Source organism: Pseudomonas sp. 2995-1, from assembly GCF_002742505.1.
Taxonomy (GTDB): domain Bacteria; phylum Pseudomonadota; class Gammaproteobacteria; order Pseudomonadales; family Pseudomonadaceae; genus Aquipseudomonas; species Aquipseudomonas sivasensis.
This window is the reverse complement of sequence record NZ_LJSA01000196.1, coordinates 85,475-103,222: the sequence shown is the minus strand read 5'-3', so window position 1 is coordinate 103,222 and position 17,748 is coordinate 85,475. Positions and strand designations below refer to the sequence as shown.

The window sequence follows — 17,748 nt, the reverse complement described above, 5'->3', positions numbered from 1 at the left end:
GCCCTCCTCTGATGAGCCCTCCATACAACAACAACGCTGATATTTAAGGTGCCTGTCCATGAGTTACCCGTCCCTGAACTTCGCCCTCGGTGAAACCATCGACATGCTGCGCGACCAGGTGCAGTCCTTCGTGGCCAAGGAGATCGCGCCTCGCGCGGCTCAGATCGACAGTGACAACCTGTTCCCCGCCGACCTGTGGCGCAAGTTCGGTGACATGGGCCTGCTGGGCATTACCGTGGCCGAAGAATACGGCGGCGCCGGCCTGGGTTACCTGGCCCATGTGGTGGCCATGGAGGAGATCAGCCGTGGTTCAGCGTCTGTAGCGCTGTCCTACGGCGCACACTCGAACCTGTGCGTGAACCAGATCAACCGCAACGGTAATCACGAACAGAAACTCAAATACCTGCCCCAACTGATCAGTGGCGAACACGTCGGCGCTCTGGCCATGAGCGAGCCGAACGCCGGGTCCGATGTGGTCTCTATGAAACTGCGCGCCGACAAGCGCGGCGACCGCTACGTGCTCAACGGCAGCAAGACTTGGATCACCAATGGTCCCGACGCCAACACCTACGTGATCTATGCCAAGACCGACCTGGAAAAAGGCCCTCACGGCATCACTGCGTTTATCGTCGAGCGCGACTGGAAGGGCTTCAGCCGCAGCAGCAAATTCGACAAGCTGGGTATGCGCGGCTCCAACACCTGCGAACTGTTTTTCGATGACGTCGAAGTGCCCGAGGAAAACATCCTCGGGGTGCTCAACGGCGGCGTAAAAGTACTGATGAGCGGCCTCGATTACGAGCGTGTGGTGCTGTCCGGCGGCCCTACCGGGATCATGCAGGCCTGCATGGACCTGATCGTTCCCTACATCCACGACCGCAAGCAGTTCGGCCAGAGCATCGGCGAATTCCAGCTGATCCAGGGCAAGGTCGCCGACATGTACACCCAACTCAACGCCAGCCGCGCCTACCTCTACGCCGTGGCCCAGGCCTGCGAGCGCGGCGAAACCACGCGAAAGGACGCGGCCGGGGTGATCCTCTACAGCGCCGAACGCGCCACACAAATGGCCCTGGACGCGATCCAGATTCTCGGCGGCAACGGCTACATCAATGAATTCCCCGCCGGCCGCCTGCTGCGCGACGCCAAACTGTATGAAATCGGCGCCGGCACCAGTGAGATTCGGCGGATGCTGATCGGTCGTGAACTCTTCAACGAAACTCGCTGAAGGAGCGCCCCATGGCCACCTTGCACACTCAACTCAACCCGCGCTCGGCGGAGTTTGCCGTCAACAGCGCGGCGATGCGCCAACAGGTCGACGCCCTGCACACCTTGCTCGCCCATGTGCAACAAGGCGGCGGCGCCAAGGCGCAGGAGCGGCACACCTCACGTGGCAAATTGCTGCCCCGTGAGCGCATCAATCGCCTGCTCGATCCGGGCTCGCCGTTCCTTGAACTCAGCCAATTGGCCGCCCATCAGGTGTACGGCGAAGACGTGCCTGCAGCCGGGGTAATCGCCGGGATCGGTCGCGTGGAAGGCGTCGAATGCATGATCGTCGCCAACGACGCAACGGTGAAAGGCGGTTCGTATTACCCACTGACCGTGAAAAAGCACCTGCGCGCCCAGACCATCGCCGAGCAGAACCGCCTGCCGTGCATCTACCTAGTGGACTCCGGCGGCGCCAACCTGCCGCGCCAGGATGAAGTATTCCCCGACCGCGAGCACTTCGGGCGGATCTTCTTCAACCAGGCCAATATGAGCGCCCAAGGCATCCCACAGATTGCGGTAGTGATGGGCTCGTGCACCGCCGGTGGCGCCTATGTCCCCGCCATGGCGGACGAAGCGATCATGGTGCGCCAGCAGGCCACCATCTTCCTTGCCGGCCCACCGCTGGTGAAAGCCGCCACGGGCGAAGTGGTCAGCGCTGAAGACCTCGGTGGGGCCGATGTGCACTGCAAGATATCCGGCGTGGCCGACCACTATGCCGACAGCGACGAACACGCCCTGGCCCTGGCCCGACGCAGTGTGGCCAACCTCAATTGGCGCAAGCAGGGCCAGTTGGTGCAACGCGCGCCAGTGGCGCCGTTGTACAGCAGCGATGAGCTGTACGGCGTGATCCCGGCGGATGCCAAGCAGCCATTCGATGTGCGCGAAGTGATCGCACGGTTGGTGGACGGTTCGGTGTTCGATGAATTCAAGGCGCTGTTCGGCACAACACTGGTGTGCGGTTTTGCGCACTTGCACGGCTACCCGATTGCGATCCTGGCCAACAACGGGATTCTGTTTGCCGAGGCGGCGCAAAAAGGCGCGCACTTTATCGAATTGGCCTGCCAGCGCGGGATTCCACTGCTGTTTTTGCAGAACATCACCGGCTTTATGGTCGGCCAGAAATACGAAGCCGGCGGCATCGCCAAGCATGGCGCCAAGCTGGTCACCGCCGTGGCCTGCGCCAAGGTGCCGAAGTTCACGGTGATCATCGGCGGCAGTTTCGGCGCCGGTAACTACGGCATGTGCGGCCGCGCCTACGACCCGCGTTTTTTGTGGATGTGGCCCAACGCACGCATCGGGGTCATGGGCGCCGAGCAGGCCGCCGGGGTGTTGGTGCAGGTCAAGCGTGAGCAGGCCGAGCGTGCGGGCAATGCATTCAGTGCTGAAGAAGAGACCGCGATCAAGCAGCCGATCCTCGATCAGTACGAAACCCAGGGCCACCCCTACTACTCCAGCGCGCGCCTGTGGGACGACGGTGTCATCGATCCGCAGCAGACACGCGAGGTGCTCGCCCTTGCGCTGTCCGCCTCCCTGAACGCCCCTATCGAGCCGAGCCGCTTCGGCGTGTTCCGCATGTAATCGGAGCTGTACCCATGAGCGATTTCAACACCCTCGAACTGATCACCGACAGCCGTGGCTTCGCCACCCTGTGGCTCAGTCGTGAAGCCAAGAACAACGCGTTCAATGCCGAAATGATCCGCGAATTGATCATTGCTCTCGACCAGGTGCAAGGCGATCCATCCCTGCGTTTTTTGGTGCTGCGCGGGCGCGGCAAGCACTTCAGTGCCGGCGCGGACCTGGCCTGGATGCAGCAGTCGGCCGAGTTGGATTACCACACCAACCTCGACGACGCCCGCGAACTGGCAGAGCTGATGTACAACCTGGCCAAGCTGAAAATCCCGACCCTGGCCGTGGTGCAAGGCGCAGCCTACGGTGGCGCCCTCGGGTTGATCAGTTGCTGCGACATGGCGATCGGCGCCGATGACGCGCAGTTCTGCCTGTCGGAAGTGCGCATTGGCCTGGCGCCGGCGGTGATCAGTCCGTTCGTGGTGCAGGCCATCGGCGAACGCGCGGCGCGCCGGTATGCTCTGACGGCCGAACGCTTTGGTGGCCAACGTGCGCGAGACATCGGTTTGCTTGCCGAAAGCTACCCGGCCGGTGAGCTGGATACCCAGGTCGAGCAGTGGATTGCCAACCTGTTGCAAAACAGCCCGGCAGCGATGCGCGCGAGTAAAGATCTGCTGCGTGAAGTGGGCAACGGCGCCCTCACCCCAGCACTGCGCCGCTACTGCGAAAACGCAATTGCGCGGATTCGCGTCAGTGCCGAGGGGCAGGAAGGATTGAGGGCGTTCCTGCAAAAAAGGTCACCGAGCTGGCAATCCCAGGAGCCGCGCCCATGAGTACACTGACGACCCTGCTGGTAGCCAACCGGGGTGAGATTGCCTGCCGGGTGATGCGCACCGCCAAAGCAATGGGCCTGACAACCGTGGCCGTGCACAGCGCCATCGACCGCGATGCGCGGCACAGTCGCGAGGCGGATATTCGCGTGGACCTGGGCGGCAGCAAGGCCACGGAAAGTTACCTGCAAATCGATAAGATCATCGCGGCCGCCCACGCCAGCGGTGCCCAAGGGATTCATCCGGGCTACGGCTTTTTGTCGGAAAACGCCGGCTTTGCCCGGGCGATTGAAGCCGCCGGTCTGATCTTCCTCGGCCCGCCCGCCTCGGCCATCGACGCCATGGGTAGCAAATCCGCCGCCAAGGCGCTGATGGAAACCGCTGGTGTGCCGTTGGTGCCGGGTTATCACGGCGAAGCCCAAGACCTGGAAACCTTCCGCGCCGCCTGCGAACGCATTGGTTATCCGGTGCTGCTAAAAGCCACAGCGGGCGGCGGTGGCAAGGGCATGAAGGTGGTTGAGCACGTCGACCAACTCGCCGAAGCATTGGCCTCCGCCCAGCGTGAAGCACTGTCGTCGTTTGGCAACGGCCAGATGCTGGTGGAGAAATACCTGCTCAAGCCGCGCCATGTGGAGATCCAGGTATTTGCCGATCAACAAGGGCACTGCCTCTACCTCAATGAACGCGATTGCTCGATCCAGCGTCGGCACCAGAAGGTCGTCGAGGAAGCGCCAGCGCCGGGGCTGAGTGTTGAACAGCGCAAAGCCATGGGCGAAGCCGCCGTGCGTGCCGCCCAGGCCATCGGCTACGTTGGCGCCGGTACCGTGGAGTTTTTGCTGGATGCGCGCGGCGAGTTCTTCTTTATGGAAATGAACACGCGGCTGCAAGTAGAACACCCGGTGACCGAGGCCATCACCGGCCTGGATCTGGTGGCTTGGCAGATTCGTGTCGCCCAGGGCGAAGCGCTGCCTATCAGCCAGGAACAGGTGCCACTGATCGGCCATGCGATTGAAGTGCGCTTGTATGCCGAGGACCCGGCCAATGACTTCTTGCCCGCCACCGGGCACTTGGCGCTGTACCGCGAATCCGCGTCGGGCCCGGGGCGTCGGGTAGACAGCGGCGTTGGGCAAGGGGACAGCGTTTCGCCGTTCTACGACCCGATGCTCGGCAAGTTGATTGCCTGGGGCGAGGACCGTGAGCAGGCACGTCTGCGATTGCTGGGTATGCTCGATGAGTTTGCCGTCGGCGGGATCAAGACCAACCTGGGCTTCCTGCGGCGCATCATTGGCCATCCCGCATTTGCGGCGGCCGAACTGGATACCGGATTTATTCCGCGTTATCAGGATGAGTTGCTGCCCGTGCCCGGTGAGTTGAGCGATGAGTTCTGGCAGGCGGCGGGTACGGCGTTTATGCAGAGCTTGCCGGCGGGTGAAGGGCCTTGGGCGGACACCCGTGGGTTTCGTGCCGGGCTACCCGCCGAGGTTTCCCTGCATTTGAGCTGTAATGGGCAGGATCGCCGAGTGACAGTGGGCGAAGATGTTCCGCGACTGTGCGGGGAGCACCTGCTGATCGACCATCACGGCGTGCGTCATTCACATCTGGCAGTACGTCGCGAGGGCACCCTGTTCTTGCGTTGGGATGGCGAGATGCATGGCGTGAGCCTGTTCGACCCAATTGCCGCCGTCGAGGCCAACCAGTCTCATCAAGGTGGCCTTACAGCGCCGATGAACGGCAGCATTGTGCGAGTGCTGGTGGAAGTCGGCCAAGCGGTTGAAGGCGGCACGCAATTGGTGGTGCTCGAAGCGATGAAGATGGAGCACAGCATCCGCGCGCCCAAGGCCGGAGTGGTCAAGGCGCTGTTCTGCCAGGAAGGCGAAATGGTTGCCGAAGGTTGCGCGCTGGTGGAACTCGAAACCGCTGATTAGAACTTCGCCGTGGCCTGCACGACGACGCCAAGGATACGGCAATCCTTGGTGAACAGCCGTTTCGGGTAGGTAGGGTTGAGCGGCACCAGGTAGAGCTCGCCGCTCTCTTCCATCAACTGGCGGAAGGTCGCCTGGGGGCTGTCTGCCCATTGGGCGACCACCAGCCTGCCGGGTTGTGCGGCGATTGCGGGATCCACCAGAATCATCATGCCCGCAGCGATGCTCAAGCCACTAAGCGCAGTCATGGCGTCCCCCGTCACGGGCAGCCAAAAGGCATCTCCGTGGGCATGGTAGTCCGACAGCTCGAAGCCCGCGGCGCCATAAGCGGGGCGCTCTTCGCGCACTTCGCACAGGCCCCTCCACTCGCTGACCGGGTAGCGGAAATACGGTGTGTACTGTTTAGACTGAATGGGGACTTCGTCGGTTTTCTCACGCACCTCCTGCACCACTTCCAGGTAGCCCAGCCCCAACTCTTCCAGGACCCGGTTCATGTCTGCCAGGCTCGGCACGCGCCGCTTGTTGAGCCAATGGCCCACACCGCCCTGGGACATGCCCAAGCGTTCAGCCAGCTCACCCTGTGTGACCTTGCGGTCTTTCATGTTGGCCTTGACCAACGCTATCCAGTTATCCATGGCGCCAGACAATACGGCAGGTATTTTTCAGGGCAATAAACAGTTTGTAGTAATCCATAAAACGACATAAATACGATACGTACTATTATCAGGCTCAAGGTTTTCGACACCCACACAGAGTACCGCCCCTTATGACAACGAGCCCGTATCTCCTGCCTGAAGCCACCAAGAGTGACGACGTTTACAACCTGCGCAGCAGCGGTGCTGCCCAGAGGGCGCTGGACTTTTACTTGAAAGAAAATATGTCAGCACCCGTCCCGGACGAAGGTTTTTTCACACTCAAACCGGGCATCAGTCAGGAAGAAGCGCTGGTGCACGCCTCAGAGCTGTTGCGCAGCGCCGCCGCTACGGCCTATGAATCGGCGAGCAGCCATCAAGGCAATCAGCGCGACCTGGCGTTTTCAGTGGTGTATTTGATTGATATGGCGAAGGCGATGATAGAGCGGTCGCTGCAGGCATCGGAGGCTCAGACGAACGCGTAAGAGGCGCGAAGGAAAATATTTCTATCACTGAGATAAAAACATTTGACTTGCAAATGATAATGATTATTATTGGGCTCAGCTGATCGCGAGATCAGTCGATAAACCAAGGGACCTTAGGTCGGACTCTTGGAATATCTCCTCATCAGGCTAATCACGGTTTTTGACCCGGCTCTTTGGCCGGGTCTTTTTTTTGCCAGTTTCCCTGGCGTGGCTTCAGGCTAATGAAGACTGTGTGTTGCTCGATGGCGCGCATGGTAGCAAAAGACCATCGCCAAAAGAAAGTCAGTCGGGCGCTCTGGCTCAGATCTCTGCGAAATAGCGCTTGAGAATCAATCTCATAGATTTTAAGCTGCGGCGGCGTCACGGACGACGCCCCCCTTCTCGCAACAATTTTGCGTCCAGTCTTTACCAGACTCCTGTGTAATATAGTCGTCACAACACTCATATTCAGGCAACCAGACTATGACCGTGGCCTTGACTTCCATCAAGATCAGCACCGACTTCGACAGTGGCAATATACAAGTACTCGACGCCAGCGATGCATACCATTTGTTGCTGGCAATTCGACCCGATACCCGCAGCCACCATTTCCAATGGTTCCACTTCAAGGCCGAAGGCATGCACGTGGGCCACACCCACACCTTTCGCCTGAGCAACGCGGGTGGCTCCTCGTATAAGCACGCCTGGAGCGGCTACCACGCTGTCGCGTCTTATGATCACGTTAACTGGTTCCGAGTACCGACGCGCTTCGACGGAGAGATCCTGCACATCAGCCTCGAAACCCGCGAGAAACATGCCTGGTTGGCCTACTTCGAGCCCTACAGCCGTGAACGCCATGATCGGCTGATAGAGCTGGCGCTGAAATACGCCGGCACTCAACTGCTGGCGACCGGTAAAAGCGTCGAAGGCCGCGATATCCAACTGCTGCGCCGTGGCAAAGGCGGCGAAGGCCGTCGCAACATCTGGATCATCGCCCAACAGCACCCCGGCGAACACATGGCCGAATGGTTCATGGAAGGCATCATCGAGCGCCTGCAACAGGACGGCGATGCCGAGATGAAAAAACTCCTGGCCGTTGCCGACCTGTACCTGGTGCCGAACATGAACCCCGACGGTGCCTTCCACGGTCACCTACGCACCAACGCCATGGGTCAGGACCTCAATCGTGCCTGGCAAAGCGCCAGCCAGGAGATCAGTCCAGAAGTGCTGTTCGTGCAGCAACAGATGGAAGAGTACGGTGTGGACCTGTTCCTCGATATCCACGGTGACGAAGAAATCCCCTACGTGTTCACCGCCGCCTGCGAAGGCAACCCGGGCTATACCCCGCGTATCGAAGCGCTGGAAAAACACTTCCGCCGCCACTTGAGTGCGCTGACCCGAGACTTCCAGACCACACATGGCTACACCCGCGACTTGCCGGGCGAAGCCAATATGACCCTGGCGTGCAATGCAGTCGGCGAAAAATACGACTGCCTGTCCCTGACCCTGGAAATGCCATTCAAGGACAACGACGACGCCCCCAACCCGAAAACCGGTTGGTCGGGTGAGCGGTCCAAGCAATTGGGCAAGGATGTGTTGAGTACCGTGGCCGATATCGTCACGGTCCTGCGCTAACGCCCCTGCCCTCAGCCGGCATCAGTCCCTGGTGCCGGTCATACTCTGCAACACCCCATCACGCCGAATCAGTCCATGGAACAACGCCGCCGCCAAGTGCAACAGCACCGTGAAAAACAGCAGGTAAGCCAGATACCCATGGGCCTTGCGCAGCAGCGCAAACAGCGGCGCGTTAGCCGCCACCAGCGCCGGCAACTGCACCGAACTGCTGAGCATTACCGGATCACCTGCCGCCGAGATCATCGCCCAACCCAGCAGCGGCAATACCAGCATCAACCCATACAGCACCAGATGGGATGCCTTGGCCGCCAGCACTTGCCACTGCGGTAAGTCAGACGGTAACGGCGGCTGACGGGTGGAAAAACGCACCACCAATCGCACGATCACCAAAGCGAGGATCGCAATCCCCAGCGGCTTGTGCAGGTGGATCAACCACTCATGCCGCTCCGACACCGACGCCGCCAGCCCCGCGCCGATAAACAACATGGCGATGACCATCAGCGCCATCAACCAGTGCAGCAGACGTGCCAGGGGCGCAAAAAACCGAGGGTGGGCATTCATGGTTTCGACTCCTGAGGGGCACTGTGCAACGGGCCGACTTCACCGGCACGGCGCAGGTACGAACTGGCATACGCCGCCGAGCGGGCGGCCAGCAGCGGATCATTTGAGGCTTCGATGCCGCTGGGCAGAATCAGCGGGTCAAAGTTGATGTCGCGGCAATCACCGTCGGCCTGGGGTTGGCTGCTTTGCAGCACCAGGGTGCCGGCGTTCAACACTTTGTGCTCGCCGGTCCAGGTCTTGCTCGCATCGTCGAGTGGATCGTCGGGGTTGGCCAGCGTGATGTTCAACTGCCAACGCAATGGGCCTGACGCCAGGCGCTGCGCCAAGTCTTTCTCAAGGAAGTCAGCACCGCCCGGCGCAGTATCCCCCGCCGCGTCCTGGCTCTGCGGCACCACGCCCCAGCGCACGGCCTGGCGCTTGCCATCGGCGCTCACCAGGTAAAACGCGTTGATGCCGTTATAGGTTTCGGTGGCGTAACTGGCCGATGGCTTGGCGGTCTTGACCCACGCCAAAAACGGCGCCGTCTCGGGATGCGCGGCGAAAAACGCCGGCATATTCGCCGGGTTCGGCTTGCCGGTGGCCGGATCGGGCGCACCCGCTTTGAGCATCTGGTAGAACGCCTCGGGCGTGCCTACCGGGAACACCGGCATGCTGTTCATACCCGTGCGCCATTGCTGGCCGTTGGATTGGTTGAACTGCACGGCGAAGCTGCGGATCGGCACACTGCTGTCCGGTGCATATGGGTTACCACTGGGCAACGCAAACCGGCCGACCAGGGGCGTCTTGGCCTCGCTGAACACCTGGGCACTGGAGTACGCACGGGCTTCGGGGCTGCTCTCAAAATACCCGGCCACGCACACGCCCTTGGCATGGTTACGGCGAAAACCAGGGTGCACGCCGTTGTTCGTTTCCAGGGCATTGACCAAGGTTTTCGGCCGCAGCCGCTGTGGGTCGAGCGTGCCGTTGACGTAGGCAAATGCCCCGGCAACGACAGCAACTACGGCCCCAATACCGGCGAGTCGCGCAATCAGGCTCGCAGTGCTCAACGCAGGACGGGGCGGTGATGAGTGATCTACCATGAACAAACTCCAGGGCCAGAGGCCTTAGGGGGTGAAACTTAAGGTCGGAGCATTGAGACGAATGCCGATCTGCTCTATTCCCTGGCCGTGGATTTATTTTTCCTAGCCTGGAATAACCCTTAACGCCGGACGTCTCTCTAGTCCCAGCGTAGTGACCAGCCAGACACCCATGCATGAACTCGACGAACAGTTACGTGAACTCATCCCCAGGCTGCGGCGTTTTGCCGTGTCCTTGACCCGTAACGCCAGCAGCGCCGATGACCTGGTGCAGTCCACCCTGGAACGGGCGATTACCCGCTGGGCCGACAAACGCGTTGAGGGCGATCTGCGCGCGTGGCTGTTTTCGATCCTCTATCGGCAGTTCCTCGACGCCCACCGCCGCACCCGGCGCTATGCACGCATGCTGGAGTTTTTTACCGGCCGCGATGACGCGCAGCCGTCGGTGGAGCGCACCGTGATCGCCCAGTCGACCCTGCAAGCCTTCGATCAACTCAACACCGAACAGCGCGCCCTGCTGTTATGGGTGTCGGTCGAAGGTCTGAGCTACAAGGACGTCGCCGATATCCTCGACGTGCCAGTCGGCACCGTGATGTCGCGCCTGTCCCGGGCACGCCAAGCCTTGCGTCAACTCAGCGATGGCGAAATTGCCAGCCCTTCCCTGCGGATACTCAAATGATCAGCCTGCCCCCCAGCGAACGCGACCTGCATGCCTACGTCGACCACCAGCTCCTGGAGAGTGATCGCCGTGTGCTCGACACCTATTTGGCGGCCCATCCCGACGTCGCGGCCCGGGTCCAGGCTTGGCAACAGGACGCGCAACTGCTGCGCGCGTCCTTGAGCGGCGCCCTGCAACAGCCGCCCAACCCGGCACTGGACCCGGCGCTGATTCGCCAACGCATCAAGCATCAATCGCGCCGCCACTTCGCCACGGCGGCGGTGTTGCTGATTGCCGTCAGCCTGGGCGGCCTCGGCGGCTGGCACGCCCGTGAAGCCACACAAGCACCGATGTTGCCGATGGCCGACGCGATGCAAGCGTTCCGCCTGTTTGCCCAGGAAGGCATCATGCCCGCCGACTACAACGGCCAGGACAGCGGCACCATGCAGGCGTGGCTCGACCGCTACTTCAACCAGGCCCACCGCCTGCCGGACTTGAGTCAGTCGGGCTTCAAGCCGGTCAGCGGTCGATTGCTCACCACCGACCAAGGCGCCGCCGCCATGGTGCTGTACGAAGATCCCCAGGGTCGACGCATCAGTTTCTACATTCGCCCACCGGGCCCGGACAACGGTTTCCTGCCCCGCGGCCAGCGCACGGCGGATGGATTACAAGCGCAATACTGGTCCGGCGGCGGCTACAACTATGCGGTGGTCAGCCCGACGGATCAGCCGCCACCCTCCCTTCAGCCGTTCTAGAACCCCACGTCCAGCACCACATTGTCGAGATAGGTGCCGGCGGGTGGGGTGGTCTGGTCGCTGTAGATTTTTGCGTTGTAGTTGAACACCTGGCTGCCGGTGCCCAAGCCATTGCCGGGGTTGACCTCAGCCGTGGAACTGGCCCGCCGCGCTGCGCCAACACTGCCCCACCGCGTGGCTCCGGCGCTTTTGAAAATGTCGTAGGCCAGGTAATTGTTGCCTGAAATCATGCGCCGCCGCCCACCCGCACTCAGCGGATTCTGGCCGTCGCTCAGGCCCACGGTGTAGGCACTGCCCTTGGTGCAGGCGATGTTGATGGTTTGTCCGGTCACGGCAGTGAACCCACTGATCACCGGAGCACTGCCAAAGCTGATATTGGGCGCGGTGATCTGACAGTCGTTGGTGACGATCATGCTGACCGTCAGGGTCGCGACGGCATTACCAATGTCCCGTCCCAGGCAGACGCCGCCGATGCCGATCCCCGAGCAATAGTTCCAGTTCCAGGCAATGTTCAACGTCTCGGTATATAGCCCCGCCGCCACATTGCTGCCCGTGATACTGCTCAGGTACAGCGGCACGGTTTTCGTCCCTGGCCCTGCGATCAGCCCCAACGCCTGGGCAATCCCCCCGGATCCACCAAAATCGAATTGCGTGCCTCGGGTAATCGGATAGCTGCTGCTGTTGTTGCCGTAAAGGGTGTAACCGATCACGTCACCGGTCGGCCCGACCATGCCACTCTGGGCCGACGTAACGGTGGCGTAGAAGTGGTCCGACGACACCAACAGCGAAATCAGCGCCGACGTGCAACTCAAACCGGCGTTGGCCGTGGAACTGGTCTGCGCGGCAGTGCGCACCGTCATTGAACTGATCGAGCCGAAGCTGGCCGGCGCGGTGGTGACCACCGAGCACGCCGCCATCGCCGGGCCCGCCTGCAGCAGCCCGAGCAGCAACCATGCCCTGCCTCTCACTGGCACACCAACGGACCGATCAGCGGCACGCCTTGTTGCTGCTCATCGATATCAAAGGTCGCCTGGCAGGTTCGCCCCTGTCCCAACGTCACCTGCAAGGTGTTGTGGGCCGACAGGTTCTCCAGGTACACCAGACCATCCCAGCCCACCACCGCCTGCTGGCCGCTTTGCTCATGGACCACCAGGCTGCCCAAGGGTAATTCCTGATGCTGACTGTCCACCAGGGTAACGCTCGCAGCGAGCACTCGCCGCAGCGGGAACTCAAGCAGATAACCCGCGCCACGGCGCACCGAGACTCGTTGTTCCACGTTAGGGCTCTGCACATTGAGCGGCAGGTTCAGCGGATCGATTTCATACTTGCCCCGGTAATACGCACTGCTCCATGGCACCAGCAAATGCCCATTGCGATCGGTCTCTCCCACCAACTGGTTTTCGTAGCGCACCGGAATCCCGGCAAACCCCTGGGTACTCACCACCACAAATGCATCGTTGATGCGGTTGGCAGCAAAGGTGTCGCCGCCCATCCACACCAGAGAGCCACTGGCATCCGCCCAGCGCGTCTCGGCATCGCTGCTGCCGTACACGCCGGCCTGCAATTGCACCGACTGCAAACGCCAGGTCAAGTCAGCTTGTCGATAGCTGGGTGCATCGCCTTGGGCATACCCCAGGTTGTATCCGAACCCACCTTGGCTGGGCACCGCACTGCTGTAGTTGACGCGCTGGCGACGAGTGCCGTCCTTTCCGCGCTCGGTGCTCAACGCAAGGCTGCCGTTGAGGTCGAACGGGATTACCAGTTGTGCCTGCATGGCCCAATTGCTATCGCCGATCTCGCGGTTGGCCGACAGGTAGAAACTGGTGTTGCGCCACAACGGTTTGCTCCAGCTCAGGTTGAGCAGCCGCGTGCGGGAATCGTCCGCTGCCTGCACGTCGAAATACCCAAGGCCCAGGCTGCCAAAACGCTGCAGATTGAGGCTCAGGGTCACCTGTTCGCTGCGCTTGCTGAGGCTTGCGTAGGGCGTGTCGACCAGGGTCAGATCGGCGTAATCGGCGCGCCGTTCCACCCGCTGGTAGGACAGGCTGTAACGGGTGCTGTTGTACTGATAACCCAGGCTCAGTTGCTGGCCGTTGCGGCCTTCGAACTGGCTTTGACTGAGGGCAGTGTTGAGCACGCCAAAATTGCCCAGGCGCACATTGGCGCCCAGCCCGCCGAGGGTCAGATCGCTGGTGGCTTCGGCGTGGCTTTCCAGAGTGAGGTTGTCGGAGTAGCCATAACGCAACGTGGCACTGGTCACCCCTGATCCATAGGAGAAGTCGCGCACGGTGTAGTCGCGGCGCAACGTGCCGGCCGCCACCGAAAAATCCGTCAGGCCTTGTTGCAACAGCGTACTGGTGACGTAGAACGGCACCGTGGTCGACACTTGGCGACCCAGGGCGTCGGTGGTGACGACCACCGCTTCACCCGCGCCGTTGATAAACGGGATATTGGTCAGGGTGTAGGGGCCCGGTTGCAGCAGCGCGCTTTCGGATTTGTAGCCGTTGATGAACAGATCCACCGACGACGGCACTGCCGCCTCGCCCGCAAATTGCGGCAAGGGATAAGTAACCAGATCGGGGCGCACCGCAAAATCGCGCGACAACTGCACCCCGCCCAAGCGTACCGAGCTGCTCCAGGGCAGCGAACCGCTGATCACGTCGCCGGCCTCGTAGGTGAGCAAGCGCTCATCATCCGAGAAACGCCAGGTGGTGTCGTAGCGCCGGTAACCATTATTGAGGGTGCTGTCGTTGATACCGCCGGCCAGGGTCTGGCGATACTGCCCCGTGTTGGACAAGGTGCCCCAGTTGTCGAACAGCCGCACTTCATTCCAGGCCGCGAGGTAGCTGCCGCCTTCATCGGTGTCGTTGAAGTACAGGTCGTAGTTGAGCAAAGCGCCAAAGCTGCTCATGGCCTGGGTACGCGGGTAAGTGTCGCGGTTGCCGATGAACTGCTCCTGCAACCACGACGGCGGCACGTCGATCAGCAGGCGCTGGCCGTTGCTGTCGTAATCGCTGTGCAGGCCGGGGATTGCGTCCAGGGCCACGCTGCCGCTGAGTTCACCGGGCAATTTCATGCCCACGTCCTGCAGCGCACCGGCCGGCACATAGAGTTGCCCGGCACGTTGATCGACTGCAACGACGCGGCCGGTGTCCATCTGGTTGACCACCAACTCCAGAAATAACTGTGCATCGGCGACAGCCTCCATGCTGCTCGGCGGCGGCGGCAGGTCGCCAGCCACTGCCACGCCCCACAGCCCGCTGACCACCACCGACAGCCATAGATGACGTGCCCGACCACGACTCACCATGGCGTTGTGTCCTTCAATGGACATCTCCATCTGCTTAAAACCCGGAGCTTCCCCGCCCCGTTACACTGCCTTCAACGCTTCGGCGCCAGGCTCTCCAACTGCGCCGCACCATTGACGCGAACCTGCAACGGCTGATCAGCCGACACAGCATCCGGCACCGGCCAGCGCATCGTCGCGCCGGGCAGCACATAACCCAACAAGCCCTCCACCAGCGGCCGCGTCTGTCCGCTCTGCTTGAACGACGCGTCCGTCAATCGTGCATGCACAGCGCCCTGGTTACGCACCTCGATGTAATTGCGCCCCGCGACGGTGACCTTGTGCCAACTCAGGTCCGGTTTGCCCGCGCCCGCCGGGTCACGCTGACGCGTGGCGTCCTCCTTGCTCCACAGCCCCGCGCCGTAGGCGAATAACGGCACCGAGTAGCGCATCTGGAAACGAATCGCCGCCGCCGTATTCTTGCCTTCCGGCGGCGTGGGCACCTGCAATGGCGAGGGAATTTCATCAATGATGATGCGGTAGGCCAACTCCTGGCCCGGCGGCACTTCACGGGTGCGGGTCAGGCGTACCAGTTGCTTTTGACCCGGTTCGATCCTGGCCACCGGTGGGCTGCCGATCACATCGCGCTGGTTCTGGTACTGCTCGTCAAAGCCACTCTGGCTCCAGGCAAATACGCGAATCTGCAGGCTCGCGGTTTCCGTTCCGCGGTTCTCCAGCCACAGCGCGCTGGCCTGTTGATCAGCTTCCAGCACCGGGTCGATAGGCCAGATCAGCACCGAACTGGCGGCCTGCACCAGCCCCGTCGTGCACAACGCCCCCAAGGCAATACCTGCGGCCCACAGCCGCCGGGAAGGTGAACGCATAAAACCACTCCTTTTACCGATAAGCCCTACCACGTCAGCTGCACCTGCAGCGTGTCGCTGTACGTCCCCCCAGGCTGATTGCCCGGTAAAACCACCCGCCCATAGATCGGCAGACTGATGTTGTTTGCGTCGCTGTACGCCACGCTGACGCTCTGGCTGATCCCCAGGCTCTGGCTGAACGCCGCGTCCCGAAACAGCTGATAAGCCACTCGCGCACTGCCGCTGTTGAGTTGCAGGTTGCGCCCGCTGCTGTTATGCAGGCCGCCGTCGACACTCATGCTTAACGCCACCCCCGGCGTGCATTGCAGGGTCACGCCGCCGGTCAGCGCCTCGGTCACGGTGCTGGTGGCCAGGGCCGAGTAACTGCCGTAGTTCAGCGCGCCGTAGTTGGCGCCGCCGCCGACGATCAGGCAGCCCGGCGTAATCGTCGCGCTCACCTGAAAACTCTGGCTGGTCACTGCCGCCAACGGCAGCGGCACCACCAGGCCACAGGCCAGCAATGCGCGAAGCCAGCGCATTAGAACGTCAGTTCAACGGCCACGGTGTCCGAGTACGTGCCCGCCGGCAGCCCGGCCTTGCCCACTGCCCGACCATAAAGGTTCACGGTTTGCGCCACACCGGTGCTGGTCGCGAGGGTGATCACGCCGTCAATCGCCAGCAGCGCCGAATGGCCGCTGTCGGTGTAGAAGTCGTAAGGCACGAAGTTACCCGCGCCGTCGGCCAGTGCACGGGTACCACCCGGAGAAGCACCATCATGGGCACCGGCACGCACTTTCACTGCTGGCGTGGTGCCACTGGAACACAGGATCGAGAGCGCGCCACCAGTGCCGGTACCGCCCAGCAGTTGGGCGTCAGCATTGGTAAACAGGCTGTTGGTGGTGCCGAAGTTCAAGCTACCGAAGTTGAGACCAGTAGCCGCTCCGGAACCGTTGACCTGGCAACTGGCAATCAGTGTCAGGCTGGAGGTGATCTGGCCGGTCACCGTGGTGGCCGCATTCAGGCTGGAGGCCATCGCCAGACCCAGTGCACAAACGCCGAGTCGAGATACAAGTGCATGCATGATCGTCATCCTTTTGATTTACCAATCCAGTGTCACCGTCAATGTGTCGGTATAGGTTCCTGCAGGGAGGGCCGTGGTATTGGCCACCACGGCGCCCCACACCGGGATGGTCATTTGCGTGCCATTAGCGGCTACAAAACTGCGTTGCTGGCCGATGGTGTAAGGGATACGCCCCCGCGGGTCGGCCATCAGTTGATAAGGGATAGTCTGGCGGCCGTTGCTCAGGCGCCGGGTGGTGCCGACGGCATTGGTGCCGCCGTCGATGGTCACGGTGAAGCTGGCGACCGTCGGGTTGCACGAGACTGTCAGCGGCGCGTTACTGCCGTCTGAGATGTTCGCCCCCAAGGGGTTGCTCCACGTAGGTCCCTGGCTGCCGAAGTCCAGCATGGCGGTGCCGCCCGTCGGGCTGACTGGCGCTGTGTCATTGCCCTTGCTCACTTCGCAACTGGCGGTGATCACCATGCGCGCCTGGATAAACCCGCTGGCCACCGCCGCGCGGGCGTCTTCAGCCAGCAGCAACAGGCCACCCATGGCCAGCAGGGTCCAGCCACGGCTCACCATGTGACCGTTACCTTGAGCAGGTCGGTGTAACGGCCGACGGCCGGGATGTCCTTGAGCGGTTCGATACGACCATACAGCGGCAGATCGACGGAGCCAGAGTCCGGCACACGGCCGCTGAGCGGGACATTCACTGGCAACGGAACACGCCGCGCGGCGTCGGCATAAATGCGATAAGGAATGGGTTTGCCGGAGGGGATGCCCGTGCTCAGGTAACGCACTTCGCCGGTGCCACCGTTCAGGCCGCCGTCGACGCGCATCTGGTACGGGGTGTCGGGGTTACATTCCAGGCGCGGCTGGCGCTGGCTGATCAGCGCCGCACTCAACGGCCCGGCCGGGTCATCCAGACGCGGGCCGCTGCCAAAATCCAATACGCCAAGTTGCTCGATGCCAGCGCTGCGGGTGGTGCCCACCAACTGACAGCCCCGTTGCACATCGATGCGCACCACAACTTGCAGTTGCGCCGCGTAAACCGTGCTGCAGAGCATCGCGCCCATGACTGTCAATACTGCTCGTCCCTTCACTGCCCCAAATCCTTATACAGGGGTGACTTCCATGTGGAAGGGTAGTCACTGAGAAAAAATCTGCCAGTGTGGAC

General features: G+C 61.8%; 19 protein-coding genes. 8 read left to right on the top strand and 11 right to left on the bottom strand.

The window, feature by feature from the left end; all coding sequences use genetic code 11:
* The first annotated feature begins 58 nt into the window (after positions 1–58).
* The 4 genes from AOA61_RS01685 to AOA61_RS01670 are packed head-to-tail and all read left to right on the top strand — an operon-like array spanning position 59 to position 5,584.
* Complete coding sequence (locus AOA61_RS01685; RefSeq protein WP_032889830.1) at positions 59–1,222, top strand: isovaleryl-CoA dehydrogenase; 1,164 nt, start codon at positions 59–61, stop codon at positions 1,220–1,222.
* Between the two features lie 11 nt (positions 1,223–1,233).
* Entirely contained in the window at positions 1,234–2,841 is a 1,608-nt protein-coding gene (locus AOA61_RS01680; RefSeq protein WP_099600982.1) for a carboxyl transferase domain-containing protein, read from the top strand.
* A 14-nt stretch (positions 2,842–2,855) separates the two neighbouring features.
* On the top strand, positions 2,856–3,662 hold the full coding sequence (locus AOA61_RS01675; protein ID WP_099600981.1) for a gamma-carboxygeranoyl-CoA hydratase: 807 nt from the start codon (positions 2,856–2,858) through the stop codon (positions 3,660–3,662).
* Positions 3,659–5,584: an acetyl/propionyl/methylcrotonyl-CoA carboxylase subunit alpha gene (locus AOA61_RS01670; protein WP_099600980.1), complete on the top strand. Its 1,926-nt coding sequence runs from the start codon at positions 3,659–3,661 to the stop codon at positions 5,582–5,584. Before AOA61_RS01675 ends, AOA61_RS01670 begins: the two co-directional genes overlap by 4 nt.
* Here AOA61_RS01670 and AOA61_RS01665 read toward each other — a convergent pair.
* Positions 5,581–6,216 (bottom strand): LexA family transcriptional regulator, encoded by a 636-nt coding sequence (locus AOA61_RS01665; protein ID WP_099600979.1) that lies wholly within the window; start codon positions 6,214–6,216, stop codon positions 5,581–5,583. The two genes, AOA61_RS01670 and AOA61_RS01665, sit on opposite strands and share 4 nt — an antisense overlap.
* Before the next feature lie 131 nt (positions 6,217–6,347).
* Here AOA61_RS01665 and AOA61_RS01660 point away from each other — a divergent pair, with 131 nt between their 5' ends.
* Entirely contained in the window at positions 6,348–6,698 is a 351-nt protein-coding gene (locus tag AOA61_RS01660) for a DUF3077 domain-containing protein (protein ID WP_032889839.1), read from the top strand.
* A gap of 151 nt (positions 6,699–6,849) precedes the next feature.
* Here AOA61_RS01660 and AOA61_RS01655 read toward each other — a convergent pair whose 3' ends face one another.
* Complete coding sequence (locus tag AOA61_RS01655) at positions 6,850–7,062, bottom strand: hypothetical protein (protein ID WP_143521162.1); 213 nt, start codon at positions 7,060–7,062, stop codon at positions 6,850–6,852.
* 98 nt (positions 7,063–7,160) lie between these two features.
* Between AOA61_RS01655 and AOA61_RS01650 the strand changes: the two genes are divergently transcribed.
* Positions 7,161–8,312, top strand: a complete 1,152-nt coding sequence (locus AOA61_RS01650; protein ID WP_099600978.1) for a M14-type cytosolic carboxypeptidase — start codon at positions 7,161–7,163, stop codon at positions 8,310–8,312.
* 21 nt (positions 8,313–8,333) lie between these two features.
* Here the strand turns inward: AOA61_RS01650 and AOA61_RS01645 are convergent, their stop codons facing one another.
* Both AOA61_RS01645 and AOA61_RS01640 read right to left on the bottom strand, forming a co-directional pair.
* Positions 8,334–8,873: a cytochrome b gene (locus tag AOA61_RS01645; RefSeq protein WP_099600977.1), complete on the bottom strand. Its 540-nt coding sequence runs from the start codon at positions 8,871–8,873 to the stop codon at positions 8,334–8,336.
* Positions 8,870–9,952: a catalase family peroxidase gene (locus AOA61_RS01640; protein WP_099600976.1), complete on the bottom strand. Its 1,083-nt coding sequence runs from the start codon at positions 9,950–9,952 to the stop codon at positions 8,870–8,872. Before AOA61_RS01640 ends, AOA61_RS01645 begins: the two co-directional genes overlap by 4 nt.
* Before the next feature lie 169 nt (positions 9,953–10,121).
* On the opposite strand from AOA61_RS01640, the gene AOA61_RS01635 reads away from it, so the two are divergent.
* Both AOA61_RS01635 and AOA61_RS01630 read left to right on the top strand, forming a co-directional pair.
* Positions 10,122–10,628 (top strand): sigma-70 family RNA polymerase sigma factor, encoded by a 507-nt coding sequence (locus AOA61_RS01635; RefSeq protein WP_032889850.1) that lies wholly within the window; start codon positions 10,122–10,124, stop codon positions 10,626–10,628.
* The gene (locus AOA61_RS01630; RefSeq protein WP_095184398.1) at positions 10,625–11,362 is read left to right on the top strand and encodes an anti-sigma factor; all 738 of its coding nucleotides are present in this window, start codon (positions 10,625–10,627) and stop codon (positions 11,360–11,362) included. Before AOA61_RS01635 ends, AOA61_RS01630 begins: the two co-directional genes overlap by 4 nt.
* On the opposite strand, the gene AOA61_RS01625 is transcribed toward AOA61_RS01630, so the two are convergent.
* The 7 genes from AOA61_RS01625 to AOA61_RS01595 form a co-directional block, all read right to left on the bottom strand.
* The gene (locus AOA61_RS01625; RefSeq protein WP_099601072.1) at positions 11,359–12,279 is read right to left on the bottom strand and encodes a spore coat U domain-containing protein; all 921 of its coding nucleotides are present in this window, start codon (positions 12,277–12,279) and stop codon (positions 11,359–11,361) included. The two genes, AOA61_RS01630 and AOA61_RS01625, sit on opposite strands and share 4 nt — an antisense overlap.
* A 47-nt stretch (positions 12,280–12,326) precedes the next feature.
* Positions 12,327–14,672 carry a fimbria/pilus outer membrane usher protein gene (locus AOA61_RS01620; protein ID WP_095184397.1) on the bottom strand — a complete coding sequence of 782 codons (2,346 nt, stop codon included), beginning with the start codon at positions 14,670–14,672 and terminating at the stop codon, positions 12,327–12,329.
* A gap of 71 nt (positions 14,673–14,743) precedes the next feature.
* Positions 14,744–15,532, bottom strand: a complete 789-nt coding sequence (locus AOA61_RS01615) for a molecular chaperone (protein ID WP_095184396.1) — start codon at positions 15,530–15,532, stop codon at positions 14,744–14,746.
* A 26-nt stretch (positions 15,533–15,558) separates the two neighbouring features.
* Complete coding sequence (locus AOA61_RS01610) at positions 15,559–16,050, bottom strand: spore coat U domain-containing protein (RefSeq protein WP_099600975.1); 492 nt, start codon at positions 16,048–16,050, stop codon at positions 15,559–15,561.
* The gene (locus tag AOA61_RS01605; protein WP_032889863.1) at positions 16,050–16,592 is read right to left on the bottom strand and encodes a spore coat protein U domain-containing protein; all 543 of its coding nucleotides are present in this window, start codon (positions 16,590–16,592) and stop codon (positions 16,050–16,052) included. Before AOA61_RS01605 ends, AOA61_RS01610 begins: the two co-directional genes overlap by 1 nt.
* 18 nt (positions 16,593–16,610) lie before the next feature.
* Positions 16,611–17,153, bottom strand: coding sequence for a spore coat U domain-containing protein (locus AOA61_RS01600; protein WP_095184394.1), 543 nt, complete (start codon positions 17,151–17,153; stop codon positions 16,611–16,613).
* Positions 17,147–17,638: a spore coat U domain-containing protein gene (locus AOA61_RS01595; protein ID WP_177326454.1), complete on the bottom strand. Its 492-nt coding sequence runs from the start codon at positions 17,636–17,638 to the stop codon at positions 17,147–17,149. Before AOA61_RS01595 ends, AOA61_RS01600 begins: the two co-directional genes overlap by 7 nt.
* Between the last annotated feature and the right edge of the window lie 110 nt (positions 17,639–17,748).